Source organism: Priestia sp. 40 (assembly GCF_049368575.1).
GTDB lineage: Bacteria > Bacillota > Bacilli > Bacillales > Bacillaceae_H > Priestia > Priestia zanthoxyli.
Map to the genome: position 1 here is coordinate 1176745 of NZ_JBMPZA010000005.1, position 26208 is coordinate 1202952.

24 protein-coding genes and 5 tRNA genes are annotated in these 26208 nt (G+C 38.1%); 6 read left to right on the forward strand and 23 right to left on the reverse strand.

Annotated features, from left to right (window positions below):
- Nucleotides 1-27: 27 nt before the first annotated feature.
- From rpmG to ACO1DI_RS07260, 16 genes are all read right to left on the reverse strand, one after another.
- Nucleotides 28-177, reverse strand: a complete 150-nt coding sequence (gene rpmG, locus ACO1DI_RS07185; protein ID WP_013059189.1) for a 50S ribosomal protein L33 — start codon at nucleotides 175-177, stop codon at nucleotides 28-30.
- Between the two features lie 242 nt (nucleotides 178-419).
- Nucleotides 420-2699, reverse strand: coding sequence for a sugar phosphate nucleotidyltransferase (locus ACO1DI_RS07190; protein WP_406866560.1), 2280 nt, complete (start codon nucleotides 2697-2699; stop codon nucleotides 420-422).
- Nucleotides 2696-5014, reverse strand: coding sequence for a glycosyltransferase (locus ACO1DI_RS07195; RefSeq protein ID WP_226554891.1), 2319 nt, complete (start codon nucleotides 5012-5014; stop codon nucleotides 2696-2698). The genes ACO1DI_RS07190 and ACO1DI_RS07195 overlap by 4 nt, the downstream gene beginning before the upstream one ends.
- On the reverse strand, nucleotides 5007-5501 hold the full coding sequence (locus tag ACO1DI_RS07200) for a DUF4912 domain-containing protein (protein ID WP_014458216.1): 495 nt from the start codon (nucleotides 5499-5501) through the stop codon (nucleotides 5007-5009). Before ACO1DI_RS07200 ends, ACO1DI_RS07195 begins: the two co-directional genes overlap by 8 nt.
- A 193-nt stretch (nucleotides 5502-5694) precedes the next feature.
- Nucleotides 5695-6354 carry a phosphate signaling complex protein PhoU gene (gene phoU / locus ACO1DI_RS07205; protein ID WP_013059193.1) on the reverse strand — a complete coding sequence of 220 codons (660 nt, stop codon included), beginning with the start codon at nucleotides 6352-6354 and terminating at the stop codon, nucleotides 5695-5697.
- Between the two features lie 22 nt (nucleotides 6355-6376).
- A complete protein-coding gene (gene pstB / locus ACO1DI_RS07210; protein ID WP_042992419.1) occupies nucleotides 6377-7174 on the reverse strand; it encodes a phosphate ABC transporter ATP-binding protein PstB in 798 nt (265 codons plus the stop codon).
- A gap of 613 nt (nucleotides 7175-7787) precedes the next feature.
- Nucleotides 7788-9965, reverse strand: a complete 2178-nt coding sequence (locus tag ACO1DI_RS07215) for a peptidoglycan D,D-transpeptidase FtsI family protein (RefSeq protein ID WP_423145182.1) — start codon at nucleotides 9963-9965, stop codon at nucleotides 7788-7790.
- Nucleotides 9966-10126: 161 nt separating this feature from the next.
- Nucleotides 10127-11404, reverse strand: a complete 1278-nt coding sequence (locus ACO1DI_RS07220; protein WP_013059197.1) for an MFS transporter — start codon at nucleotides 11402-11404, stop codon at nucleotides 10127-10129.
- Between the two features lie 129 nt (nucleotides 11405-11533).
- Nucleotides 11534-12142 carry a superoxide dismutase SodA gene (sodA, locus tag ACO1DI_RS07225; RefSeq protein ID WP_014458213.1) on the reverse strand — a complete coding sequence of 203 codons (609 nt, stop codon included), beginning with the start codon at nucleotides 12140-12142 and terminating at the stop codon, nucleotides 11534-11536.
- A gap of 197 nt (nucleotides 12143-12339) precedes the next feature.
- Nucleotides 12340-12432 (reverse strand) — tRNA-Ser (locus tag ACO1DI_RS07230).
- A gap of 11 nt (nucleotides 12433-12443) precedes the next feature.
- Nucleotides 12444-12520, reverse strand: a tRNA-Ile gene (locus ACO1DI_RS07235).
- 3 nt (nucleotides 12521-12523) lie between these two features.
- Nucleotides 12524-12598: transfer RNA gene (locus tag ACO1DI_RS07240), tRNA-Asn, on the reverse strand.
- A gap of 40 nt (nucleotides 12599-12638) precedes the next feature.
- A tRNA-Met gene (locus ACO1DI_RS07245) sits at nucleotides 12639-12712 on the reverse strand.
- Nucleotide 12713: 1 nt separating this feature from the next.
- Nucleotides 12714-12788, reverse strand: a tRNA-Asn gene (locus tag ACO1DI_RS07250).
- Nucleotides 12789-12850: 62 nt separating this feature from the next.
- Nucleotides 12851-13336, reverse strand: a complete 486-nt coding sequence (locus tag ACO1DI_RS07255; RefSeq protein ID WP_013059199.1) for a DUF456 domain-containing protein — start codon at nucleotides 13334-13336, stop codon at nucleotides 12851-12853.
- Between the two features lie 86 nt (nucleotides 13337-13422).
- Nucleotides 13423-15078: a Na/Pi cotransporter family protein gene (locus ACO1DI_RS07260; protein ID WP_423145183.1), complete on the reverse strand. Its 1656-nt coding sequence runs from the start codon at nucleotides 15076-15078 to the stop codon at nucleotides 13423-13425.
- A gap of 227 nt (nucleotides 15079-15305) precedes the next feature.
- Between ACO1DI_RS07260 and ACO1DI_RS07265 the strand changes: the two genes are divergently transcribed.
- Nucleotides 15306-16082, forward strand: coding sequence for a DUF1189 domain-containing protein (locus ACO1DI_RS07265; RefSeq protein WP_223260329.1), 777 nt, complete (start codon nucleotides 15306-15308; stop codon nucleotides 16080-16082).
- A 142-nt stretch (nucleotides 16083-16224) separates the two neighbouring features.
- Here ACO1DI_RS07265 and ACO1DI_RS07270 read toward each other — a convergent pair whose 3' ends face one another.
- Nucleotides 16225-17445, reverse strand: coding sequence for an MFS transporter (locus ACO1DI_RS07270; protein WP_423145184.1), 1221 nt, complete (start codon nucleotides 17443-17445; stop codon nucleotides 16225-16227).
- A 76-nt stretch (nucleotides 17446-17521) separates the two neighbouring features.
- Here ACO1DI_RS07270 and ACO1DI_RS07275 point away from each other — a divergent pair, with 76 nt between their 5' ends.
- Together ACO1DI_RS07275 and ispG are read left to right on the forward strand one after the other, a co-directional pair.
- Nucleotides 17522-17854, forward strand: a complete 333-nt coding sequence (locus ACO1DI_RS07275) for a hypothetical protein (RefSeq protein WP_116742538.1) — start codon at nucleotides 17522-17524, stop codon at nucleotides 17852-17854.
- A gap of 151 nt (nucleotides 17855-18005) precedes the next feature.
- Nucleotides 18006-19109: a flavodoxin-dependent (E)-4-hydroxy-3-methylbut-2-enyl-diphosphate synthase gene (gene ispG / locus ACO1DI_RS07280; RefSeq protein WP_201763664.1), complete on the forward strand. Its 1104-nt coding sequence runs from the start codon at nucleotides 18006-18008 to the stop codon at nucleotides 19107-19109.
- 35 nt (nucleotides 19110-19144) lie between these two features.
- Here the strand turns inward: ispG and ACO1DI_RS07285 are convergent, their stop codons facing one another.
- A complete protein-coding gene (locus ACO1DI_RS07285) occupies nucleotides 19145-19510 on the reverse strand; it encodes a hypothetical protein (protein WP_014458207.1) in 366 nt (121 codons plus the stop codon).
- 259 nt (nucleotides 19511-19769) lie between these two features.
- On the opposite strand from ACO1DI_RS07285, the gene ACO1DI_RS07290 reads away from it, so the two are divergent.
- Complete coding sequence (locus tag ACO1DI_RS07290; protein ID WP_423145185.1) at nucleotides 19770-20345, forward strand: 5' nucleotidase, NT5C type; 576 nt, start codon at nucleotides 19770-19772, stop codon at nucleotides 20343-20345.
- A 31-nt stretch (nucleotides 20346-20376) separates the two neighbouring features.
- On the opposite strand, the gene ACO1DI_RS07295 is transcribed toward ACO1DI_RS07290, so the two are convergent.
- Genes ACO1DI_RS07295 through ACO1DI_RS07305 form a run of 3 tightly spaced genes read right to left on the reverse strand, consistent with a single transcriptional unit; the run spans nucleotide 20377 to nucleotide 22405 of the window.
- Nucleotides 20377-20790, reverse strand: a complete 414-nt coding sequence (locus ACO1DI_RS07295) for a Fur family transcriptional regulator (protein ID WP_014458205.1) — start codon at nucleotides 20788-20790, stop codon at nucleotides 20377-20379.
- Nucleotides 20787-21629 (reverse strand): metal ABC transporter permease, encoded by an 843-nt coding sequence (locus ACO1DI_RS07300; protein WP_013059208.1) that lies wholly within the window; start codon nucleotides 21627-21629, stop codon nucleotides 20787-20789. Before ACO1DI_RS07300 ends, ACO1DI_RS07295 begins: the two co-directional genes overlap by 4 nt.
- On the reverse strand, nucleotides 21626-22405 hold the full coding sequence (locus ACO1DI_RS07305; RefSeq protein WP_014458204.1) for a metal ABC transporter ATP-binding protein: 780 nt from the start codon (nucleotides 22403-22405) through the stop codon (nucleotides 21626-21628). The genes ACO1DI_RS07300 and ACO1DI_RS07305 overlap by 4 nt, the downstream gene beginning before the upstream one ends.
- 273 nt (nucleotides 22406-22678) lie before the next feature.
- On the opposite strand from ACO1DI_RS07305, the gene ACO1DI_RS07310 reads away from it, so the two are divergent.
- Entirely contained in the window at nucleotides 22679-22930 is a 252-nt protein-coding gene (locus ACO1DI_RS07310; protein ID WP_013059210.1) for a DUF2624 domain-containing protein, read from the forward strand.
- Between the two features lie 49 nt (nucleotides 22931-22979).
- Here ACO1DI_RS07310 and ACO1DI_RS07315 read toward each other — a convergent pair whose 3' ends face one another.
- Both ACO1DI_RS07315 and ACO1DI_RS07320 read right to left on the reverse strand, forming a co-directional pair.
- Nucleotides 22980-23867, reverse strand: coding sequence for a deoxyribonuclease IV (locus tag ACO1DI_RS07315; RefSeq protein WP_115654924.1), 888 nt, complete (start codon nucleotides 23865-23867; stop codon nucleotides 22980-22982).
- Between the two features lie 28 nt (nucleotides 23868-23895).
- On the reverse strand, nucleotides 23896-25215 hold the full coding sequence (locus ACO1DI_RS07320; protein WP_013059212.1) for a DEAD/DEAH box helicase: 1320 nt from the start codon (nucleotides 25213-25215) through the stop codon (nucleotides 23896-23898).
- Between the two features lie 176 nt (nucleotides 25216-25391).
- On the opposite strand from ACO1DI_RS07320, the gene ACO1DI_RS07325 reads away from it, so the two are divergent.
- Entirely contained in the window at nucleotides 25392-26105 is a 714-nt protein-coding gene (locus ACO1DI_RS07325; protein WP_423145186.1) for a YqfQ family protein, read from the forward strand.
- Nucleotides 26106-26208 lie beyond the last annotated feature (103 nt).

The following is a 26208-nucleotide window of genomic DNA, read 5'->3' on the forward strand; positions in this document are numbered from 1 at the left end:
AAAACAGCAGGATTGTACTCCTACTGCTTACTTTGTTTCACGATGAAGTGTAACTTTTTTAAGTCTTGGGCTGTATTTTTTTAACTCAAGACGATCTGGGTTATTACGCTTGTTTTTAGTTGTAATATAATTACGGTCACCAGTTTCAGTGCAAGCTAATGTAACGTTTACGCGCATCTATTTTCCCTCCAAACATTATAAACATAAATCAGACTTTAATATAATATCATTTTTCGAAAGGAAATGCCAGTCTGTTTTTTTGAAGAAAGTCATTTAATTTCATTTCTTCACTTTTTCTTTCCTCTTAGAGCCCTGAGCTCCCTCTCCGCTACGCCTTATATATAGATGAAGTTTCTTGAAATAAGCGGAACTCCTTTTATGAGAGGCGTACTTCCTTTCTTTTAAATAAAAGCCATTATTTACACTCTTTGATACTCTTGTATTTTTTCTACAAAATATGCCGACAGCTTCTTGGCAGTCTGAGTGTTTAACGCCTCTGAATAAATATTTAATACAGGCAAGTGACCATCGGGCAAAATAAGCGTCCATTCATGGGGATCATGGTAAATCTTTAAGCCATCAATGACATACACTTGTTTACCGATTGCTTCTTCTAATAGTTTCTTCATCACTTGTTCTTGAATTTCTAGCGGACATGAAATATAGCGCCAGTTCATATAGGCATGGGGGACATATTGAATCATTTCAGAAATTCTACGCTGTTGCACCATAATTAATTCGATCAGCTGACATAAAGCGTACATGGCATCTAACTGAAATTGAACGGGCCCCAAAAGACTAAGCAAGTCACGTTTTTTTGCTTTTGTCCTCATAAATGATTGATTGAGAGATTGAGCAAATGTTTCTAGTGTGGATGAATAGTGTATAGGAATAGGAACGAATGCTACTTTTTTTGTCATGTATACGCTATAAATATAAAGCGACATAATTTCTGAGTCATTTACGCTGCAGCCTTTTTCATCATATAGAGCAAATGTTTCTCCATCTTCTTTAATCTGAATACAAAAAGACAGCTTATTTCGTTTAATTATTCGTTTGATTTCTTCTGTTTTCTCCCATTTGTTTAAAAATAAAACGTGGACACGAAGACGCTTACATAATAATTCGACAACTTCCTGTATAAACGGCGAACAAATTACGCCAATCCGCGTACTGTCTTCTAATAAAACATGCTGATTAATTGATTTTACTAAAGCATCACAATATTCTCCCCTGATATTTCCTATGCTTGTTTCTTTAAGTGAAACAGAAGTTGTTATGTTTGCTTGTTTAGCTTGAAGGTACATCCGCTCAATCTTTTTTTCAATAAGCTGATTAACTAATTGCCCTTTCTTGTCATATATTTCTAAAAAGAGGCCGCTGTTTTTGCTATCCACACCAATGTAAATACCAATCCTCGCTTGTGAAGTCATCATGTAATATCGAAATACCGGAAGAGCTTCTTTTTTAATATCATACACAGCTGAATGATTACTCCGTAAAAAAGAAAAGCATTCTTTGCGAAGTTGAATGGCTTCTCCTTCATCATCGCTTGCTAGACAGAACGCCCCTTGGTGTTTGCATACAAGTAATAACGCATTGTATAGTCTTTCTCGATCAACAGATGAATGTACATACAGGCGACCGTTTTTGAAGATAGAAACATCTGGTTTTACAGAAAGTTGAGGTAGCAATTGATTTTCAGCTACTGTATCTTGGACATACGTAGTCATTGCTTGAACATTTACATAGGGACCTATCGTAGCGTTGTATAAAAACGATTCTGCCCCCACCGTTACGTTTTGAAGCAAAATCGTTTTATCGACTGCAGCATGTGCTTCTATGATACTATTGGTTCCGATAATCGTGTAAGGACCAATTGAAGCACCTTTTCTAATCACCACATTTTCTCCTACGTAAACCGGATCGTAAATAGTCACCCCTTCTTCTATAAGCACATCATCTGAGACAATACTTTCCTGTCTATTGCCAAACCACTTCCTCCACAAATCATAGTGTGCTTGACGATAATGGTGGATTTGCCCAATATCAATCCAATAATCTTCCGTTACAAAACTGCACACAGTATGATTATATTCCAAAAGCAGCGGGATAATGTCAAAGCTAAAATCTGTAGGACCATAAGAATTCACGTAATCAAGAACGGATTTTTTGATCACATACACTCCCGTATTAATCAATCGGCTATTGGCCTGTTCGTAGGTCGGTTTCTCTACAAATCCCATGACTCGATGCCCTTCATCTATCGTCACCACTCCATAACCCCGCACGTCGTTTACTTCTTTTGTAACAATGGTCATTTCGCTTTTTTGTTCATAATGAAAATGAATAACGTCTTGAAGATTAATTTCTGTTAAGGCATCTCCACTAATAATAATACAGTCTTCCTCAATAAAGGCCTCTGCTCGCTTAATTCCGCCAGCTGTTCCAAGAGGCTCTTTTTCGATAAAATAAGTAAGCGTCACTCCCCACTGAGAGCCATCCCCAAAGTATTCAATAATTTGTTCATGCCTATACTGCAGCGTAATCCCAATCTCTGTAATTCCATGTTTCTTAAGCAGTTCAATGCTATATTCCATCACAGGTTTATCATAAAGCGGCAGCATAGGCTTTGGAATCGTATAGGTCAAGGGCTGCAGTCTTGTTCCTTTACCGCCAGCAAGTATAATGGCTTTCAATTTTTTGCCTCCCTCCTTTTTTTATCCTGGCAAATGTGATGTTGAAACAGCTTACTTGTATCAATAGCGATTTTTTCCCAGCTAAACATAGTTGTTGCTTTTCTATACCCATTTTCGCTGATTTTTGCAGCCGTTTTTTCATTTTTTAACAAAAATTCTATGCAGTTGATTAATTCGAGCGTATCTCCTCGGGCAAACGTCAGGCCCGTGTCGAAATGTGAAACAATATCGCTTAGACCTCCTGTATCGGCAACAATAGTTGGCTTCTTGGCTACCATCCCCTCTAAAGCCACAATTCCAAAAGGTTCATATAGACTTGGAAAAACAACCATTTTGCAAGCTTGAAGAAGCTGATTTCGTTCGTTATCGGTAATGTATCCAATAAAATACACGTATTTGTCTAATTGCTTTTCACTTACCTGTGTTCGAAACTCATGAAGTAAAGGCCCTTTTCCTGCTACAACGAATTGAACATCTATTTGTTTTTTCTTAAATAGTTCCGCTGCTTCAATAAATAGCTGAAATCCTTTTTCATATACAATTCGTCCAATTGAAAAAATAATAGGGGCCTTTCTAAAATTATATTTCTTTTGTAAACTTTCTTTTAACCGCTCATTTACTGCGTCAACTACCAGCTGCTTGTCAATTCCATTTGGAAATATAGCAATTTTATCTTGCTCTACGTGAAATAAAGTGATTAATTCTTTCTTCATATAGTCGCTGCAGACAATGATTGAGCTTGATTGTCGAATCAGCTCCTCTTCTTGCAAGTGAATTTTCTGCTGCATGTCATTATGAATACCATTATTGCGCCCATGTTCTGTCGCATGAATGGTCGTAATTAGCGGTCTATCCGTTTTATCTGCTAAACATTTTGCAGCGGATGCAACAAGCCAGTCATGAGCATGAATAACGTCAAAAGACAGCTTGTAGCCTAACTGCAGTCCTCTAAGAGCCATAGCCACATTCAAACTGTTTACCCATGTCAAAAAGTCCGGATGATGAGGCTGCAGGCTTTTAACTCGGTAAACGTGAACACCGTATAAACGCTCATATTCCGGCAGCCCCTCTACATACGTCGTTAATACACTAACATGATGGCCAGCTCTAGCTAGCGCTCTGGATAAATCAAATACATGTCGTGCAAGTCCTCCGATAACTAGAGGAGGGAATTCCCATGCAAGCATTAAAATGGAGAGACCGCCTTTATATTGATTTAGTGATAAAGCCGCCGGCTCTATCTCTTTTGTAGGGTATAAAAAAGAACTTCCTGAAAGAAAACTGTTTTCGCTATCCATCCTTGGATTCTCTTCGTGACAAAGAAAATCAAACAGTTTTACTTGTCTTTCGTATTCATCTTTGACTTTTTCAAAATTATAAAGCCAATCGCTGCTACTTAAAAGGAGCCACTGTCGGTAGATAGCATTTACCACGCTAGGATGTTTAGACTCGATAACATCTAGCATCGCCTCTGACTTCTGTACGGTTGAAATAAACAATTGATTGTTCTCACTGACAAATTCGGCGCTTTTTGTTGCACCGTAGAGTGCAAGAGTTTCGTTTTGATGAAACTCTATATCCCTCGCGTAATCTAAAGGATATTGAAATATACCACTTACTGCTTGCATTCGCTGAAAGCCAAGCGTGTCCTTAGCCTTCAAATCCAAAACAGCGCTCGCTTTATTCATTGTTCCTTCCTCAACTTGTTTTCCTTGCTTAGGATATGGAAACAAGATAATGCCAGCAGGCGACTTTTTTAGTTCATCTGTTGATGACTTCACAAAGGTATAGCGCATTTGATGAGATTTTAGGAGCATATCTACTTGATGAGTATACTCTCCTTGCTGTATAAAAAAACCGACGGGCTTTTTTTCAAAAAACTGTTGAAAAACACGTATTGCTTCTGTAATTTGGAGATTTAATGTTTGTTCGGTTTTAAGGGTGGAAACAAACGCGTTCGTTACGGTAGTAGGGATACATTCCATCATGTCATGCTGAAAGAAATATTTGCAGGCTGAGAACAAGCTCCCGTTCCACTTTTTTAAAAAAGTGAGTGCTCTCTGATGCTGCCGGCTTGAAAACTGGTGTAAATATTGAGCGTAACGAGTGTTAAACTCCTCGTCGTTTAATGCGTTCAAAAACACACAAGACATCACAGCTGTTGCACCTATCAATTTCTTAGACTCAATTTGATCTAAAAAAGGGATGAGCTCGTTCGTTACTTGTTCAAACAGGGGATACTCACTCTCTGTTTGAAGTACATGTAGCAACGGACAATGCATATAAGTTAAAAGAATACAGTCATCACTATTCATATTGCTTCTTCACCTGCTCCAAATCATTTGAATATAAGGAATATGTGCTAAATTCATTTTGAACACCCTGGTGAACTTTTACAGGTTCGTACATCCAGCCTAACGAAGTTACATTCACTTGTTCATTTTGTTCTTTCATCAAATAAACTGAATTTGAACGAAGAAGGGAAAAAAAACTTCCTTCTTTATCTTGAATACCAATATCTATTACATACGTGCGCTCACTTTCCAAGCTGTTCATAAACATGAAGTCTTGCTTAGGAGTAAGCCCCTCCATATAATAGCGGTTTGATTCATGGCCGTTAAAATGAAGACCTGTTATATCATACGTACACATAGCTAAATTCAATTCTTCCCACCGTGTCGAAAACATACTTTCTACCATCTCTCGAATATGCTCAGAAAACGACCAGTGAACATAAATACGGGATGAGTCAAGCTGAGTAGCTATACACACATTTAAGTTTTGAATAAGATTAGCAGCCACTGTTTTATCACTTCGTTTCTTAGAATGTTTTTTCTACACATAAATGCCGTATAAACTTATTAACATCTTACCATTCAGAAAAAGTTGCCACAATAAACGCAATTTGTCGATTTGTGTTAAAAATTCAGGTTAACATAGTAATTATAATTTACTAACAAAAAAACCTCTTCGTTTATTAGAAGAGGTTTTTCTACTATTCGTTTAAGTCGTAGCGCTTGCCTTTTACAAGGTAAAATACGCTTTCTGCTACATTAGTGGTATGATCAGCCATACGCTCTAAATAGCGGGCTACAAATAAAAGCTGCGTAATTTGATTCATAGCCTCCTGCTTTTCTTTAGCAAGACTTAAAAGTTCTTTGATTGTTATTCCGTAAAGCTCATCCACTTGATCGTCCATTTCCGCTACTTTTTTAGCCAACACAAGATCTTCCTCATGATAAGCTTTTAACGAAAGGCTCAACATTTCAATTGAAATATCGTGCATTTTCTTTACATGTTCTAACGGCTTAATTAATTCCTCATTTCCAATTCGTATAGCCGATTTTGCTACGTTAACTGCAAAATCTGCCATACGCTCAACATCCGAAGCAATTTTAATTGCCACAATGATACGTCTTAAATCGATAGCCACCGGCTGCTGCTTTGCAATCAGTAGGATAGCTAGGTCATTAATTTCTTCTTCTAAATCATCAACGTATGAATCGCCGTCGATAATTTCTAGCGCCAGCTCAACGTTACTTGTTTGCAATGCTTCAATTGATTTTGATAGCGCCTCATGCGTTAAGCGCCCTATTTCTAATAATTTTTCACGTAATATCTTTAAATCACCATGAAACTTTTCGCGTACAACCACTCATCCCATCTCCTTGTATGTCTTAACCGAAACGACCTGTAATATAATCTTCTGTGCGTTTATCAGATGGCATTGAGAAGATTTTATCTGTTTCTGCGTACTCTACCACTTCTCCATTTAAGAAAAATGCTGTTTTATCTGAAATACGTGCCGCTTGTTGCATGTTATGTGTAACAATAATAATGCTGAAGTCTTTCTTTAATTCTTGTACTAACTCTTCTACTTTTAATGTCGAAATTGGATCGAGGGCAGAAGTAGGCTCATCCATTAAAATAACGTCGGGTTCAATAGCCAAGCAGCGCGCAATACAGATACGCTGCTGTTGTCCACCTGACAACCCATTCGCATTTTGATTCAAACGATCTTTAACTTCGTCCCAAATAGCTGCTCCTCGTAAACTTTTTTCAACAATTTCATCTAGTTTTTTCTTGTTGCGAACGCCATGAATTCTTGGACCGTACGCAATATTATCATAAATAGATTTTGGGAACGGATTTGGCTTTTGGAAAACCATTCCTACTTGCGTGCGCAGCTCTTCCACATGGTACGATTTATCAAAAATATTTTTCCCTCTATACTCAATTTCACCTGATGTACGAACAATTGGAGTCATTTCTACCATACGATTTAACGTTTTAATATATGTTGATTTTCCGCACCCTGATGGACCGATGATCGCGGTAACTTCGTTAGCATGAATGTCTAAATCAATATTTTTTAAGGCATGTGTGTCGCCATACCATAAATTCAAACCTTTTGTTTTATATACAATTTCTTTTGTTTGCGGAGTATTCACTTTTTCTTTGTTAGTCAATTCCATTGTTATTGCCATTGGATAATCCTCCTTCATCGTCTTTAACCGTTTTGAGCACAATAAAAGTCTCTCTATGTCTATTTAATATCTATTGTTTACTATCAGTGTAAATAAATACGAGAAGCCGAAACGCTTCCCCTTATTTTGATCATTTCTATTAATCCTTACACTTACAGAATAATAGCCGACTATTAATTGTGTTTTAACTCAATGTAAAGCTTTTGTAAATGAAGGTATATCTGCGTGTTTTTCAGGTAAAAAACTAGTTCTTACGACCCTTAAATTCAATAAAAAACCATATATGTAAAGATTTCCGATAAAAAAAGAAGAGGTAGAGACATAACTAAATTAATTCAATGTAAAGATGGGTAAATTGGATAAATAAGGTATTACGAACTACTTCCGACACCACTATTGATTTCCGTGCAAGGCTTCGCTTTCCACGGGCGGCCGGTGAGCCTCCTCGTCGCTTTCGCCTTTCCCTCCAAACAACCGCTAGAAGCACCTACATACATGAAATCTACGTTCACCCTACCAATAAAAAAATCCGAACGAAGCTGATTCTTAATCAACTTCGTTCGGATCTTACTTCAACTAATATGCTTTTTTCCCAGCCTCTTTAATTGGCGTCGTTTGCAATGACAGCCTGTTGATTCTCTTCTTGATCTTTTACTTCTTGTTCACCTTTTTTCTTTAAATCAAAATAAGTATCGAGCGCAGAACGAGCAAGCTCTTTTGTAATGGTATTTGGTGCACTTGGCACAAATGCCGATGGTACCACGACAGCTACTGCAATTTCAGGATCATTTGCCGGAGCAAAGGCCACAAAGTTCGAATTATTAACTTTAATCGGATCCCCTCCGCTTGGGTTTTTCTCATAGGCTTGTGCCGTTCCTGATTTACCAGCAGGATTATAGTTCGCCGTATGGAAAGCTGCATACCCTGTACCGCCTTGTTCTTGCGTAACGCGCTTAAAGCCATTTTGAACATCTTTAATGTATTCTTCTTTCATCGTGATACGATTTAACACATCAGGTTCAAATGAATGCTGCGTACCGCCAATTTCATCGGTTTTAATCGTTGGTTTTCGGATTTCTTTTACTAGCTGCGGCTTGATGCGATAGCCTCCATTAGCTATTGCAGAAGTATATTGAACAAGCTGCAGCGGCGTGTACGTATCATACTGACCAATTCCTAAATCAAGCGCCGTACCTGGAACATCGCTTCCGCCTTGGACACCTGTTGATTCGTTATCAAGGTCTATGCCTGTTGATACACCTAAGCCGAACTGACTGTAGTAAGAACGCAGTTCGCTGAATGTATCGGGTTTAATCGGTAAAGTCATGTTTTTATGATACTGTAACCCAGCCATAGCCATTACCGTTTTAAACATAAATACGTTAGATGAATATTTTAACGCAGATGAATACGTTAAGGGCCCTAACCCTTCAGCCTCAGCTGATTTCTTAACCGGTGTTCCTTTAATTTTTAACGGTTCATCAACGAACACTGTGTTTGGCTTAATAGCTCCTGAATCTAAGCCGGCTAGAACCGTTGCTCCTTTTACAACAGAGCCCATTGTATAAGATGTTGAAATATTGCCTAATGCAAAATCTTCTATTTTAGGCGCTCCAGTCTTCTTATCAACGGTGTATTTTTTACCTGCCATTGTTAAGATTTCTCCTGTGTGAGGATCCATCATAATCACAAAAGCACGGTCTAAAAATTGCGTTCCCTTCATTTGCTTTTTGGCTAAAAGCTGCTCCGTAATTTGTTTTTCTACCGCTTTTTGAAGCTCCATATCAATAGTTAAAACCAAATCACTGCCTCGTTCACCTTTAGACACTTGAATTGTATCAAGGAGATTTCCTTTATTATCTGTTACATATTGGACTTTTTCTTTTTGACCGCTGAGCTGAGCTTCGTATTGCTTCTCTAAATAGCTCGTCCCAACTTGGTCATTTCGGCTATAGCCTCTTGACAAGTAATATTGCACTTTATCTTTAGGCAGTCCCTCGTTGGCAGATGATACATTTCCAAGCAAAGTACGGAGAGTACTGTTTTCTGGGTATGAGCGATCCCAATACGTCGTTGTATCAACACCTGGAAGTTCATCTAAGTGCTCACTTACAACGGCATACTCTTCATTTGTCACACCGCTTTTAACAATTTGGGGCGTGTTAGAATAACCTGCCTCCATTTGGCGCTTAATGGCAAGAACTTCTAAATCGCTCTTTAAACTTTCTAAATCTTTTTTAGAAATGCGGTCTAACTGACGTTGATACAGTTCGTCATCAGTCATTTCACCATCTTGAACTTTTTTGCGATCAGCTTGCGTAATTTTCTGCTCCGCTTCTTTAGGGTGAAGCATAATCCAATAATCCTTCATGTCGCGTTCTGTAATTTTTACCGCGTTTTTAGCATCTTTATTCTTTCTATTTTCTGGAACATCAATCACATTTGTAGTGTAAGGAACATCGATCATAGTGGCTAACTTTTTAGCGATGCGCAGCCTTTCTTCAGCTGTATTTCCTTGAAAACGAGTATATGTAATCGTATTTAAAGAGGTATTATCTACAATTACGCGGTTATAACGATCGTACATTTTCCCTCGAGGAACAGGCGTACTGACTGTAACGTCCTGAGTTTTTTCGACTTCTCGTTCGTAATTCTCACCGTAAACAATTTGAACAAGTCCTAACCGCAAAATTAATACGGAAAATAGGGCAAATACGGTCAAGAAAAGTAAGTTCACACGAAAAGGCACGTGACTTTTTCTTCTTTTTTTCTTTTTCATACCAACACCTACACTTTATAAAACATATATACCATAACACCATAAAATCAGATATTTAGCAAATAAATAGACACCTGACAGGTGCCTATTTACACAACGTATTTATTTTAAAAGAAAAGCGAGACATTTTCCATAGTGCAAATGAAGGAGCTCACAATACTCTAAGCTGGAGACTCTCCATCTCCTTCATTTAATACTGGAGGAGTAACAGTCGTTTCTTTTTTGTGCAGAGGCTGCGAGATATGTCTCACACAAAAATAAATGATCGTATGCCCTGCTCCAACAATAGCTAATAAAATAGGAATACTTTTTGCTTCATCAAAAAATAGTACAGCTATTAAAAATAAAGATATGGAAACGACGCGTCCAATATTCAGAAATACTTCTCTAACAACAATGTATTCAATTCTTTTTGAAACAACGTCTTTTGCTCGTCCAATCACATCGTATGTTAGAGAAATGAATGGAACCAACAAAATAGGATAAGCAATGGCAATACAAACGGCATATATAATTAACTTTGGATACGATAAGTTAAAGATAAGCAAAAAGACTGCTCCATAGAGAAGGAGGCCCCCTGTGAAGATAAATCGAAGACGATTTTTTTGCTTAATAAATCTTGAGGCAACATAGTAGCCTACAAACGCAACCGCTGAATTCACCAGTCCATATGTTCCTAATGCTAATTCACTTCCCGTCGTAATAAATACCATGACGGATACAACAAAAATGAACGTACCTTCACGCAACCCTTGAAAGAAATGAGCCTGCAATATTCGATTCCAGTCTTTATTGACTTTTCGTTCAGCCCATACTTCTTTAAATTTGTATACTCCTTCCGCTGCGCGTCTTGTAATAAAAAAACTAAGCACAACGGCACCGATAAACAATAGCAACGATACACCAAACACAATTTTATACCCAAGTGATTCATACAAAGCGGAAATAACGAAGCCCGCTCCTAAAGGACCAATCATCCCTGCAAAAGAGTTTAAGATCCCTAAAAATCCATTAAAAAAGTCTCTTGTATCAGGTTCTGTAATTTCAAAAGTTAGCACATTAAAAGCTAGCCAATAAAAGCCATACCCTATACCCAGCAGTCCACCAAGCAATACTAAATACTCGGCTGCGTTAGCTCCACTGACTAATACAGCGATATAAAAAACAGCTAAAAAAGATACACCTAACCTTAAAACCACAACCCGGTCAATTCGTTTGGCCCATTTACCTGCTAAAATAAACGTAAGCGGCTGAAGCACCACTACCGCTAAATTATAAATAGCGAGATCTGAAAATTCGCCTGATTGCTTCCACAGATAAATGTTAACAAACGAATTGGAAATTGAAATAGCCAAGGCATAAAGACCGCCTATAATTAAAAGCAAAAGTAAATCTTTACTAACTTCTACATCTCCAACTACTTTTTTTAATAAAGGCATATCAAAAAACTCCTTTTCTCTTCTACACCTAGTGTGTGAAAAAGAAAAGGAGATATGTAAAAGAATTGGAAAACAAAAAAGCCAGTAAAGGTAATAATTACTTTACTGGCTCTTAAATACGTCTTCAGCTTATTTTGCAGCGTCGTAACGTTTAGCAACTTCGTCCCATTTTACAACATTAAAGAATGCTGAAATGTAATCTGGACGGCGGTTTTGGTAATTTAGGTAGTAAGCGTGCTCCCAAACGTCTAGACCAAGAATTGGCGTTTTGCCTTCCATTAATGGGCTATCTTGGTTTGGTGTGCTTGTTACTTCTAATTGGCCGTTGTTTACAACTAACCAAGCCCAGCCAGAACCGAAGCGAGTTTTAGCTGCATTTGCAAATTCTTCTTTGAATTGATCAAAGCTTCCGAATTTGCTAGCGATAGCGTCTGCTAATTCACCAGTTGGAGCACCGCCGCCGTTAGGGCAAAGGATTGTCCAAAATAATGAGTGGTTCGCATGACCGCCACCGTTATTGCGTACTGCTGTACGGATATCTTCAGGAACAGCATCTAAGTTTGAAATTAACTCTTCAATACTTTTGCTTTCTAAGTCCGCTTTGCCTTCAACAGCAGCGTTTAGGTTTGTAACGTATGTGTTGTGATGTTTTGTGTGGTGAATATTCATTGTTTCTTTGTCGATATGTGGTTCCAGTGCATCGTATGCATAAGGTAGTTCTGGTAATTTGTAAGCCATGAATAATTCCTCCTTCAAAATATGTAAGCATTTTGGCGCAAAAGCACCATATACGTTTAGATTAGCAAATTTACCCTACTGTTTCAAATAAAAAGTACCTAATCCATGATTTATATTTACCTAATTCCCATTCGCTATTCTTTTAAACATAAAAAAAGCTTCTTTTTCTCAAAAGAAGCTTTGAATAAACAATAGTATGGCGGAGGAAGAGGGATTCGAACCCCCGCGGGCTTTAACACCCCTGTCGGTTTTCAAGACCGATCCCTTCAGCCGGACTTGGGTATTCCTCCAACCCTATAAATGGTGGACCCTGCAGGACTCGAACCTGCGACCGGACGGTTATGAGCCGTCTGCTCTAACCAGCTGAGCTAAGGGTCCCCATGGCTCCACAGGTAGGACTCGAACCTACGACCGATCGGTTAACAGCCGATAGCTCTACCACTGAGCTACTGTGGAACAATATGAATTATGTATGTCACAAATGTAAATTGGAAAATAGCGGCGGAGGGGATCGAACCCCCGACCTCACGGGTATGAACCGTACGCTCTAGCCAGCTGAGCTACACCGCCATGGCTCCACAGGTAGGACTCGAACCTACGACCGATCGGTTAACAGCCGATAGCTCTACCACTGAGCTACTGTGGAACAATATAACATTTACTAGCGACATTAAAAATTTAACATGTTTCTAGCCTAAAGTCAATATATTATTTTAAAACAGCGTATAAAAAATAGGCAATCATCAGCAGTTGAATAAATCCTTTTGAAATAGCGCCACTAAAAAAGCCAATAACCGAACCTACTCCAATTTTTACTGCGTTGCTAATGGTGGTCCGATGAACAATAAGTTCTCCTACAATCGCTCCGATAAACGGCCCTAAAATAATTCCAAATCCCGGAATGACAAACGGACCCACAAGCAGCCCAACTGTACTTCCCCAAACACCTGCTTTAGTGCCTCCGAATTTTTTCACACCAATAATATTAGCTATATAGTCTGCTAAAAAAAGTGCGACAACTAACAATCCTTGTATCACCCAAAACAACCAGCTATAGGAGCTAAAATCATAAAATAAACCGTATATAACAAATCCTAGAGCTACAAATAGCACGCTTGGGATGATGGGATAAACCAACCCAACAAACGATACAACAAAGCTAATGATAATTAATGCCCAACATAAAATAGCCATGCCTGCACCTATCCTTTTTATTATTACTATTTATCATACAATAACCAATCCTATAAAGAAAGACCTAGCATAAGCAAGGTCTTTCTTTATTTTACCTTTGAACATGTCTTTAGATAGCGATCTCCGAGTACCGCTTCCGCAATATTAACAGCATGATCCCCAATTCGTTCTAAGTTGCTAATAATATCGACAAAAACAATAGCAGCAGAACCTGTACATACATTTTCATTTAGACGTAAAATGTGTTTCTTACGAAGCAGACGCTCCATTGCATCAATCTGCTCTTCTTTTTGAATGACCTGGACTGCTTTTTCTCTATCTACTTTTTCTAAAGCAAAAACAGCTTCTTTAACTGTTAAAATAGTCAATTCGAACATGTCAGCTAAGTCGGTATTAGCTTCTTTTGTCATTTTCACCTTATTTGTAATTTGATAATCAACAAGTTCAATGATATTTTCAAAATGATCGCCAATACGCTCAATATCTCGCGCAGTATCTAGAAGCACAGAATGCTCTTCGCTTTCAGCTTCTGACATGGAAGAGCGAGATAATAACACTAAATAATTCGTGATTTTTTTATCTAAATTGTTAATGGCATTTTCAATTTGCATAGTAGCATCAGAATGTTTAAGATGGCGCGTCTTCAAATAACTATTAGCTTCTTCTAGTCCAATCGTCGCGAATTCTCCCATACGAATAAGCTCTGCTTTTGCCTGCCCAAGAGCAATTGAAGAAGACTGTTCAATAAAAATAGGATCAAGATGCTTAGGTTTAAAGTCTATAGCAGCATCTTCACCAGGAATCAGCTTTGTAACAATTAAAGCAAGCAGACCGATAAGAGGGAACTGAATAATGGTATTGGTTGTGTTAAAGAGACCATGAGCAAATGCAATCGTCATTTCTGGATTTAAGCCCATTGCCTCTCTCAAGTACTCCACAAGACGAGTGAATAACGGCAAGACAATTAAAAAAATAGTTGTACCAATTAAGTTGAACATGACGTGCGTTAAAGCAGCCCTTCTTGCTGCCACACTTGCCCCGATTGAAGCTAAAATAGCGGTAATAGTCGTACCGATGTTGTCTCCAAATAATACAGGTAGCGCGGCATGTATATCAATAGCACCCTGTCCAAAAAGTTCTTGTAGAATTCCAATAGTAGCGCTAGAGCTTTGAACGATCACCGTAAATAAAGTGCCAATTACAACTCCTAAAATCGGATTATCACTCATGCTTACAGTTAAGTCATGAAACTGTTGAAGTGAGCGAAGCGGCTTCATCCCGCTTCCCATAAGCTCTAGACCAAAGAATAACATTCCGAACCCAAAAGCGATTTGACCAAAATTTTGAACAGGTTTACTTTTAAAGAAAAAGAGTAAAATCGCTCCCACTGCGAGAATAGGAAGAGCGTAGCTCGAAATGTCAATTCCGATTATAAAAGCTGTAACTGTCGTACCGATATTTGCGCCCATAATAACCCCTATAGCTTGGCGCAAAGTCATAAAACCGGCACTTACCAGGCCTACCGTAATAACAGTAGTTCCTGAGCTGCTCTGAATAAGAACGGTAACCAGAATACCTGCTAGAACTCCCATAAACGGATTAGTTGTGAATCTATCTAAAATATCGCGCAATCTATCTCCTGCTGATTTTTGCAACCCATCTCCCATGAACTTAATCCCGAATAAAAAGATTCCGAGTCCACCGATAAATTCAAAAATCATTTTTTGAACATCTAGTTCCAAACATCTCAACTCCTTGATTTTTTTCTAACGACATAGAGAAGTCCCCACTATTATTAACGAATCTTAAAAGCACTGTAAACGCTTTTGCACTAATGTTTACAATAACTTAACAGTATATTTACATTGTAATTGGAAACGATTTCTAGAAACTATTGTAAACCTTGAATTTCCGCTATAAAATAGAATATAGTTAGAATTTTTTAATAAAAGGAGGGGTTACAATAATCATGTTAAAAAAGATGGCATGGAGTCTTACTTCCTTTCAAAAAATGAGGTCTCTTCGCTTTGAGCATACAAATAAAACCATTGGCTTCATATTGTTTTTAACACTTATTTCTTTGCTGCCTACATTTTTCTTTATGGCTTTGACGATTGTAAACGGCTATCACATCGCTACAACAGAGCTTCCAAAATCGGTTTCTTCTTTTTATATTTCCAATTCACAGCTTACGTCAAGTGACCCTTTCACTAAAAAAGTAAATGGCACTGCTTTTATCTTAAATTCTTCACAATCTATTGAACAGTTTCATTCTCCTGCTCATGCGATTGGCTTTCTAAAAGATGGAATTTATATCACTGCTAATTCACAAACACAAACGTATTCATATGATTTATTAAATTGGCATCATAAAAATAAAAATGAACTGTTAAACTTGCTGCACGAACAAAAATTTTCTTTATACATACTTGTCCCTATCGCTATGCTTTTACTGTACGTATTAACATCTGGACTAAACTTCCTTGCTATTACCTGCCTTGCTTACCTTGGAAAACTGATTGGACTCATTACTAAAAAGCAGCTCCCTTTCAAACAGCTATGGGCACTGAGCGCTTATAGTACGGTAGCCTTCACGCTGCTTTATACGCTTTTTGAAGCTTTTTCTTTGTCTCTAGCAACACATAGCTCTCTTTACTGGATAGGAACGTTCTTCATTTACTTATTGCTCGTCACAAGGGTTCCTATAAGAAAAAAGATAAAACCTAATAAAGCGATTGAAACATAACGAAATGAATCCCATCAACCGCTAGAAGCACCTACATACATAAAATCTATGTTTACCCTGCCAATAAAAAGCTCCGAACGAATTTGATTCTTGATCAAGAATCAAATTCGTTCGGAGCTTCTTCAACTAACATACTTTTGTTTCAGCCTCTTGATTTCTGTACAACTTTTCTTCTCCCCATTGCAGAAGAAAAAATTTTCAACTGATACAAAACCCACAAACCTCCTGCTGCGAGCAGAATAAAGCTATAAATAAACATCAGCCTTTCAGCATGCATCCACACTTCAAAAACAACCGGTCCCAACGCTACTCCTAAAAATCTCACCGTTCCATAAATGGATACAATGAACCCTCTTTCTTCATCTGAAGCCGCTGAAGTAATCATCATATTAATACACGGAAGAACAAATCCTAAGCCGCCAAAGGCGACTGTCAAACAAAACATCAGAATAGGAAGCGTGTAAATAAGCGTTAATATTCCAAACATCACGAATAAAAGAATCATTCCTACTACCATTAATTTTTTCATGAGCTCTACATCCGTTTTAATGCGCTGACCCGTCCAATAAGAAACGAACGTCATCGCCCCAAGAGGAAATAAAAAAGCGGTTCCTTTAAAAAAACCGTCTATATGATACGTTTCCTCTATTAAGAAAGATAGATAATATAAAATGCCAAATAATAAAAACAACCCCAATCCCCCCACAAAAAATAAAGGAAAAAGCGATTTTCTTTTATTATAGACAATCCCAATAGCTCTCTTTAAATATTCTTGAACAGATACTGATTCCGAACCTGTTTTTGCTTCTCTCACATATATGGCTATACCTACTAAAGCAGCACCTGCAGCTAAAGGATACACAAAAAATGCGGCATACCATACGAAGAGTGCCGCCGTTGCTCCAATTATAGGTGCAACCACTTTTCCTGCTCCGTTATACACTTCTAAAAGCCCGAGGACTTTTGCCCTTTTTTCACCTATAAATACATCTCCAGTTAATGCCATTGCCAACGTTGTAGTACCAGCAGCGCCAATCCCTTGAATCACTCTTCCAGCCATCAATACAGCAAAGCTTCCAGAAGAGAACGAAGCGCTACTAGCAGCGATAAAACTACCGATTATCATCACGATGAGCGAATACATAATTAATTTTTTACGCCCATATCGGTCTGATAAAATTCCTACCGCAGGAATACATAATGCAGCTGGAATCGAAAATACACTCAGTATCAAACTGGTTTGGACTCCACTTAAGTGAAGCGACTTTTGAATGCTCGGTAGCAGGGGAATGAGCATGGAATTCCCCAATACCATGATTAAAGGCAATAAGCCTAATGAAACAATCATTAATTTTTCCTTCAAATTTCTTTCTCCAATCATATTTAAGTAAGACAAGCATAGGCTTTACACATAAGCAAAAGAATGAAGGAGGAGCATAATGAAAAAGCTATGTGCATTAGCCGCTTTCGCTTTTATCGGATATATTTGTCATTATGATATTAAATACGGAACCATCCCTACTGCTACTGAAGCAGTTCAAGTCAGCAAAGCGCAGCCTGCAGAAACAAAAGCCGCCAGCTCTTCTTCCCCCTATACAAAAATAAAAATTAAGCCAGGCGATACAGTTTTGTCCGTCATTGAAGAACTTACAAAAAAATCGTTACCGGTTTCTATGAACCAAATGATTACAGACTTTAAAAAGTTAAATAACGGTACAGCACCTGAGGATATTCAAATTGGAAAAACGTATAAGTTCCCTATTTACAAGTAATGACAGCATTCTTCTTGTCAAGATGGGATAGTCATTGTTAAAATAGCTAAGGTAGTACTTTCTACTAGTTATTTTGTTCATAAAGAGTTATTCTATTAATGAATTCAAATTCTTGATTTCATTTTGAAGGAGAGATTATCACGTGAGTGAAATTATACATCGTACAAAAACACGCCCGGTTAAAGTTGGAGATTTAACAATCGGAGGCAGCAACGAGTTAGTTATTCAAAGTATGACAACCACTAAGACACATGATGTTGAAGCAACGGTTGCAGAAATTAAACGTTTAGAAGAAGCAGGATGCCAAGTTGTTCGTGTTGCTTGTCCAGACGAGCGCGCAGCAGATGCAATCCCTGAAATTAAAAAACGCATTAACATTCCATTAGTTGTAGATATTCATTTTGACTATCGCTTAGCGTTAAAAGCAATTGAAGGCGGAGCGGATAAAATCCGTATCAACCCAGGTAATATTGGACGCCGTGAAAAAGTGGAAGCTGTTGTAAATGCTGCAAAAGCTAAAAATATTCCAATTCGTATTGGAGTTAACGCCGGTTCACTTGAAAAACGTATTTTAGATAAATACGGCTATCCGACAGCAGATGGCATGGTAGAAAGTGCACTTCATCACATTAAAATTTTAGAAGACCTTGATTTCCATGACATCATCGTTTCAATGAAAGCATCGGATGTTAACTTGGCAATTGAAGCTTATGAAAAAGCTGCTCAAGCATTTGACTACCCTCTTCACTTAGGAATTACAGAATCCGGTACATTATTTGCAGGAACTGTAAAAAGCGCAGCAGGTCTTGGCGCTATTTTATCTAAAGGAATTGGAAATACATTACGTATTTCTTTAAGTGCGGATCCTGTAGAAGAAGTAAAAGTTGCGCGTGAATTGCTAAAATCATTCGGTTTAGCTTCCAATGCTGCAACCCTTATTTCTTGTCCAACTTGCGGACGCATTGAAATTGATTTAATTAGCATTGCTAATGAAGTTGAAGAGTATATTTCAACTGTAAAAGCACCGATTAAAGTAGCGGTACTTGGCTGCGCTGTAAACGGTCCTGGTGAAGCTCGTGAAGCTGATATCGGGATTGCAGGAGCACGCGGTGAGGGTCTTTTATTCCGCAAAGGTGAAATCGTACGCAAAGTTCCTGAAGAAACAATGGTTGAGGAACTAAAAAAAGAAATTGATAAAATTGCTGCTGAATATCACGCAAAGCAAGAAGCTGAAAAAGCTGCAGCTAAATCATAATAAAAAAAGCGAGGCGCATATGCGCCTCGCTTTTTTTATGAAAAGAACGGTAATATAAACGTACCGACAATAATCGATACAACTCCGATCCCTATTGCCCATGCTCCTAGCGTAAGTGCTCCTTTTCTGCGTGCGATAAACCCTAGAATAATCCCAGCGGCACCAAGAATAATTGGTAAAAAGAATAGTGAAAGAATTGAAAGCACGAGTGCGAAACGACCGTATCCCGTTCCTTCTCCTCGTTCAGCGACTTCATGATTGCGATTGCGATCCACATCTATTACTTCACGCTCTGCATGAGGCTCTCCTACTCGGTAAGGAACACCTACTTCAGCTGCAGTTTCTTCCATGAAATCAGCTTCATATACATCTTTTCTACGCCTTTGTTCTTCATTCTCCATGCTTAATCCCTCGCTTTCGTAAATAAGGAGCATTTATAGTATCTGAATGCGAGGGAAAATTATAAGTGTCAATCTTATACAGCTGTTCATTCTCTTACAAGAAACAAATATAGACGCAATCACTAGGCCGTGCAGTGATCATTACGTCTTGCCAAAAGCGTATAAAAAGTATTACTGTTTCTCTTTGAGCTTTATGTTACACTAGACAAGAATAATTAAGCACCTAGGTAGAATAAACGTATTAAAGGAGTGCACGTAGTTGACGAAAAAGTTTGGAATTGACATTGATGGAACTGTTACTTCTCCTGAAACTTTTGTTCCTCATTTAAATAAAGCCTTTAACTTAAATTTAACACTTGAAGATATTACAGAGTATGATTTCAGCCCTTTTGTAAATGTATCACCTACAGAACTGGGGAAATGGTTTAAAGCAAATGAACGGTCTATTTACGAAACCTCTCCACTTGCAGACGATGCAAAAGCGGTTTTGCAAAAATGGCATCAAAAGCACGAATTATTCTTTATTAGTGCAAGGCACGATAAGCTATTGGACGTCACAGAAGAATGGTTTCAAAAAAATGAACTATCGTTTCATCACATTGAGTTAGTAGGCTCTCATTTTAAAGTTGAGACAGCAAAACGATATGATGTTGACATCTTTTTTGAAGACAAACATGATAATGCCTGTGAAATCAGTGAAGAATGCAATATTCCCGTTATCTTATTTGATACTCCTTATAATCGCTTACCTGTTCCAAAAGGAGTGGTTCGCGTATACAATTGGCTAGAAGCAGATCAGTGGGTAGCCAACTGGTTAAAAGAACAGCAAAAATAAAAAAAGAGAGGTGCTTAACGCCCTCTCTTTTTTATTGATTACATTCGATACATTGACCGTAAATCTCAAATTTATGGCCTGTAATATTATATCCTCTCAAATCCTCGTTTACGTGTTCCATCGGACAAGCTTCAATTTCTTTTGTTTTCCCACAGTCTAAACAAATGAAGTGGTGATGATGATGAGCAGTTGCACATTTAAATCGAAAGTGCTTTTCGCTCGAAAGCTCCGTCGTTTCAAGTACACCTAATTCCACAAATAATGATAAATTACGGTATATTGTATCAAAGCTCAGGCCAGGATAATCAGGCTTCATATATTCTAATACATCTTTTGCTGTTAAATACTTGTTTGACTTCGAAAACAAAGAAAGCATTTCTTCACGTTTTCCTGTATGTTTATATCCTTGATCTTTTAATAAATGAATGGCTTCAGTTAAATTCATTTTTGTTTCCCCTTCCGTCCTTTATTAATCATAATAGATATGATTAAAATAACAACAGCAATGACAACAATTGTACCGCCTGGTGCTAAATCCAAGTAGTACGCTGAAAATAATCCGCCTAAAACAGATATTTCACCAAAAATTACCGAAAGCAGAATCGTTTGTTTAAAGCCTCTAGCTAAGCGAATGCTTGCTGCTACAGGAAGAGTCATAAGAGATGACACTAATAAGATACCGACGATACGCATCGATACAGCAATGACAAGAGCAACCATCACAATAAATAAAAAGTGCATCCACTTCGATTTAATCCCAGAAGCAGAAGCGTGCTCCTCGTCAAAAGATAAAATAAACAATTCTTTATATAAGAAAAAGACAATAGCTATGACAAATACGGCTATGACAACAACTGTCCAGAGATCCGAACGACTCACCGCACTTACGCTTCCAAACAAATAATTCATTAAATCATTATTAAAACCGTCCGCTAGCGAGATACAAATTGCACTAATACCAATTCCGCCCGATAAAATAATCGGAATGGCCAGCTCTTGGTAATGCTTATAGACGCTTCGAAGTTTTTCAATAAAAAGAGCGCCTGTAACGGAAGATACCATCCCTAAATAGACGGGGTTCACTCCTTGCATAAACCCTATTTTCTGACTAAGAAGCAAGCTCGCAGAAATCCCCGCTAGCGTCACATGACTTAACGCGTCTGCAATTAAAGAAAGACGTCTTACTACGATGAACGTGCCCAATAAAGGAGCTAAGACGCCAATAATCATACCGGTTAAAAATGCATTTCGTAAAAACTCAAATTGAAATAAACTGCTTATCATACGTGCTGCCCTCCATGATGATGATCATGGGTTAACACATGAACATTATGACCATAAAACATAGATACGTCATGTTCACAAAGCTGTTCGAATTCTTTGGCATTCCCATGAAAGTGTAGAAATTTATTTAAACAAGCAACGTGGGTTACTTTTTCTGAGACAGTGCCAATATCGTGAGTAACAAGCACAAGCGTAATTCCTTTTTCCTTATTTAACTGTTCAAGAAGCTCATAAAAAGTGTACACATTTTGTGCATCTACTCCGACTGTTGGCTCATCTAAAATTAACAGCTCGGGTTCACTTACAAGTGCGCGCGCAATAAAAATTCGCTGCTGCTGACCACCGGATAGTTCTCCTATGTTTCGATTTAAAAATTCGCTCATCCCCACTGCTTCTACCGCCTCTTTTACTTTTTGTTTATGAGCAGCATTCATAAAGCGAAACAAACCTAATTTTGAAGTAAGACCCGTGGAAACCACTTCAAAAACGGTAGCAGGAAAGCCGCTGTTGAAACTATTCGCTTTTTGCGATACATATCCAATTTTACTTCGTTCTTTAAACCTTCTCTGATCTTTTCCAAATAAACGAATTGCACCTTGAGATGGTTTTTGCAAACCAAGCAAACACTTGATTAGCGTTGATTTCCCAGAACCATTTGGACCAACGAGACCCAAAAAAGCTCCTTTTGGAATTGAAAAACTTATATCTTCTAATACATTCACTCCATCATATTGAAATGATAAATGATCAATTTCAATGATATCAGGTGTATTCATATGCGCCTCACCATTCTTTTTTTATATTTCTCCATACAAAAGAGGGCACGGTTTCTATCGTATACTCCGTTACCCATTTACTTTCTCAGAATCATTACGATTTAGTCATTAATGTAGTATACAGGATTGTCTTTTATTTGTAAACTAAGCCGTTTCACTCCTTGGCTTTCTTGCCTCCGTAAATTTATCCGACTCAAAACGTTGTTTTATTACACAATATAGTCACATCTTTCTTTTTTATTCATAAACTGTATATGACGAGGAGGTAATCATATGAAAATTGTACAGCAGATTGTCAATAAGAAAGTAAACAACATTACCCCGAAAGAGCTTTTAAAGTATAGCAAACAATACAACATCCCCATTACAGATCAGCAGGCACACACGCTTGTATCTGTCATTAGACAGCAGCCCGTAAATATTTATAACCTTGAAGAGCGCCGAAATTTAATCAAACAAATTGCTCAAGTAACAGATCGTGAAACTGCCAGACGAGTGAACGAATTATTTCAGCAGTTGATGTAAAAGAAGAGGTCATGTCTATAGACATGACCTCTTTCAATCACATATGAAATTACATAAGCTTTTGTTTTAACTCTGAATCAAAGCTTTGTGCACGAATCATATCAATTTCCAATTTATATGGCGCTTTTTTATTTTTCTTATCTTCTCCTACATAAGGAGTTTCTAGAATTTTAGGAACTTCTTTAAACGCTGGGTGATGAACAATATAATTCAGTGCACCAAATCCGATTTCACCAAACCCAATGTTTTCATGACGGTCTTTTCGAGCACCGCATACATTTTTACTATCATTGATGTGAAGCACTTTAATTCGCTGTATTCCTACGGTTTTGTCAAATTCATTTAATACACCGTCAAAGTCTTGAACGATATCGTAACCAGCATCATGTACGTGACATGTGTCAAAACAAACAGAGAGCTTTTCATTGTGCGTCACACCATCAATAATTTGGGCGATTTCTTCAAAGCTTCTTCCACACTCTGTTCCTTTTCCAGCCATTGTCTCAAGCGCAATTTGAACTTCTTGATCAGCTGTCAACACTTCGTTTAGACCGTTGATAATTTGCTGAATACCAGCATCTGCTCCGGCCCCCACATGAGCCCCTGGATGAAGAACAATTTGCTTTGCGCCAAGAGCATGGGTGCGCTGAATTTCAGACGTTAAGAAATCTACTCCAAGCTCAAATGTTTCGGGCTTTGTTGTATTCCCTAAATTAATGATATAAGGAGCATGTACAACAATATCTTTCATTCCATGCTCTTTCATATGCAAAAGACCAGCTTCAATATTAAGCTCTTCAATCTTTTTGCGACGAGTATTTTGTGGAGCGCCTGTATAGATCATAAACGTATTTGCTCCATAAGAAGCTGCCTCTTCACTTGCTCCTAAAAGCATCTTTTTGCCGCTCATCGATACGTGAGAACCAATTTTCAACATTCTTTTTTACACCTCTAACCTATTGCGATTAACGATTGTTGCGTCTTTCACTACGCTTTTTCTTTTGCACGTACTTTGTAATTTCACGAGCACGTTTTTTCTTATAGCCAGGCTTTACTTTCTTAGGCTTTTGAATAAAGCGATGTGCCTCTTCTCCCACTTCATCCGCTTTCTTCACACGCTTTTTACGGCGGTTACGGTCATCGATGGAAACCCATTCTTGCTTTTGAAGATCTTTGTTTACAAACTCGATTCCCATTTTCTCTAGCTTATTTACTGCATCTTCATCTTCCACATCGAAGATTGTAGCAGCAATTCCAGAATGACCAGCACGAGCTGTACGGCCTACGCGGTGAATGTAGAAATCTAGATCTGAAGGAAGCTCAAAGTTAATAACGTGTGAAATCCCTTCAATATCAATACCGCGAGCTGCTAAATCTGTCGCTACTACGTATTGAAATTCTAAATTATTAATTTGCTTCATCATTTTCTTACGGTCACGAGGAGATAAGTCTCCGTGAATTCTTCCTACTTTTAAGCCTTTAGACAGTAGGTCATCTGCTACTTCGTCCGCCATTTTCTTTGTATTTGTAAAGACGATAGCTAAATAAGGATTATACGAAATAAGCATATCGTGCAGCAGCTTAAACTTGTTACGATGACGTAGTGGAACTAATACATGCTCTAATTTAGCCGCTGCTGCTTGCTTCGGCGAAACATGCGTAAATTTTGGATTTTCCATGTATTTTTTTAAGAATGGCTTTAATTTTTCAGGAATCGTTGCTGAAAAAACAAGCATCTGTAATTTTTCAGGCATGTTGCTTGCCAAACGGTCCACATCTTCTAAAAATCCCATATCAAGCATTAAATCAGCTTCGTCTACTACTAACGCCTTAGTTGTATACACAACTAACGCTTTTTCATTTACTAAATCAAACAAACGAGCCGGTGTTCCTACAACCACTTGAGGCTGTTTCTTTAATTTGTCGATTGTACGCTGCTTATCTGTACCGCCGATAAAACATTTTGCTGAAATTTCTTCTCCTTCAGCACTGTGTTTTGTTAGCTTTAATACTTCTTGATAAATTTGAGAAGCAAGCTCACGAGTTGGAGCGGTAATCACAACTTGTACTTCTTCTTTTTTAGGGTCTACCTTTTCAAGTAAAGGCAATAAATAAGCGTGTGTTTTGCCTGTCCCTGTTTGGGACTGACCAATTACACTTTCCCCTTTTAAAACAGAAGGAATTAATCGCTCCTGAATCTCTGTAGGCTGATAAAAACCTAATTGTTTAATTGCTTCTATTAAAAATGGTTGAAACTCAAAACGTTCAAAGTTTGTTTTTTCCATAATAGTCTCCTTTTTTACATTCACGTTCATCTTTTAAGGCACAATATATGATTATAATCGATTTTTCCTTCTGTGACTACTTCTCATTCATATTACTAAAACTTATTACCTGTTTCAAAAACATTTTATCGCGAGTTGCATACGATAGTAAAAGAAAATCTACTTTACTAAAGGAGGTGCGTCCTTTGCTACAGCGAAGACCACCATTTCCACCCGGTATGCAAAGAAGAATGATGCCAGGAATGCCACCGCAAAACGGCTTTGGGCAACAACCTGGTAACTTTGGCCAATTTAATCCATTACAGCAGTTCCGTAACTTTGCCCAGCAAACAAATGCTCAACAATCATTTTACCCGAATCAGCAAGGCCTGAACCGTGGAGGAGGTAACTTCTTAACTCGCCTATTCCGAAGAGGCGGGAATAGAAACATCCCCTTTCAACAAGCAGCTGCCGCTGCTCCTCGAGGTTCTTTGTTTTCTGGCCTTTCAGGAGCCCAAGGTGCTGCAGGAGCGACTAACTCTTCTTCCCTGCTTGGAGGTTTGCAAGGATTAACGAACCCTGCTAACTTGAGCTCCATGATGGGGAATGTTCAGCGAGTATTAAAAGCTGCGGAAACGATGGGACCTATGATTCAACAATACGGACCTCTTGTCAAAAATGCTCCTTCTCTATGGAAAATCTATCAGGCCTTGCGCTCAAGTGATGACACAGATGAAGTACTCGAAGCAGAAGGAACAGAGGTTTCTGAAACTGATGAAAGTAAAGACAGTAAGGTTTTATCAGCAGGCGCAGAAAGCACGGATTCATCCGATGATGAGCTGGATTTCTTCGAAGAAGAAATTGAACTTTCCTCTAGAGATCAGGTGTCTAAACCAAAACTTTATATTTGATAAATCTGCTGATTCCTTAAGGAAATACAGTGAGTTAAAAAAGAATATCTTTGTATTCTTCCTTCCTCTTTTATATAATAGAAGCGAGTTGAATTGCTCGTCA

Bases quoted from the DNA above. Each gene is read 5' to 3' on its own strand.
- pstB (WP_042992419.1), bottom strand. From the start codon at position 7,174: ATGGAATTGACTAACAAAGAAAAAGTGAATACTCCGCAAACAAAAGAA.
- ACO1DI_RS07315 (WP_115654924.1), bottom strand. From the start codon at position 23,867: ATGTTGAAAATTGGTTCTCACGTATCGATGAGCGGCAAAAAGATGCTT.
- ACO1DI_RS07295 (WP_014458205.1), bottom strand. From the start codon at position 20,790: ATGAATTTAACTGAAGCCATTCATTTATTAAAAGATCAAGGATATAAA.
- ACO1DI_RS07305 (WP_014458204.1), bottom strand. From the start codon at position 22,405: ATGAATACACCTGATATCATTGAAATTGATCATTTATCATTTCAATAT.
- ACO1DI_RS07220 (WP_013059197.1), bottom strand. From the start codon at position 11,404: ATGCCTTTATTAAAAAAAGTAGTTGGAGATGTAGAAGTTAGTAAAGAT.
- ACO1DI_RS07255 (WP_013059199.1), bottom strand. From the start codon at position 13,336: ATGGCTATTTTATGTTGGGCATTAATTATCATTAGCTTTGTTGTATCG.
- ACO1DI_RS07265 (WP_223260329.1), top strand. From the start codon at position 15,306: ATGTTAAAAAAGATGGCATGGAGTCTTACTTCCTTTCAAAAAATGAGG.
- rpmG (WP_013059189.1), bottom strand. From the start codon at position 177: ATGCGCGTAAACGTTACATTAGCTTGCACTGAAACTGGTGACCGTAAT.
- ACO1DI_RS07275 (WP_116742538.1), top strand. From the start codon at position 17,522: ATGAAAAAGCTATGTGCATTAGCCGCTTTCGCTTTTATCGGATATATT.
- ACO1DI_RS07320 (WP_013059212.1), bottom strand. From the start codon at position 25,215: ATGGAAAAAACAAACTTTGAACGTTTTGAGTTTCAACCATTTTTAATA.
- ACO1DI_RS07215 (WP_423145182.1), bottom strand. From the start codon at position 9,965: ATGAAAAAGAAAAAAAGAAGAAAAAGTCACGTGCCTTTTCGTGTGAAC.
- sodA (WP_014458213.1), bottom strand. From the start codon at position 12,142: ATGGCTTACAAATTACCAGAACTACCTTATGCATACGATGCACTGGAA.
- ACO1DI_RS07310 (WP_013059210.1), top strand. From the start codon at position 22,679: ATGAAAATTGTACAGCAGATTGTCAATAAGAAAGTAAACAACATTACC.
- ACO1DI_RS07195 (WP_226554891.1), bottom strand. From the start codon at position 5,014: ATGAATAGTGATGACTGTATTCTTTTAACTTATATGCATTGTCCGTTG.
- ACO1DI_RS07300 (WP_013059208.1), bottom strand. From the start codon at position 21,629: ATGATAAGCAGTTTATTTCAATTTGAGTTTTTACGAAATGCATTTTTA.
- ACO1DI_RS07285 (WP_014458207.1), bottom strand. From the start codon at position 19,510: ATGGAGAATGAAGAACAAAGGCGTAGAAAAGATGTATATGAAGCTGAT.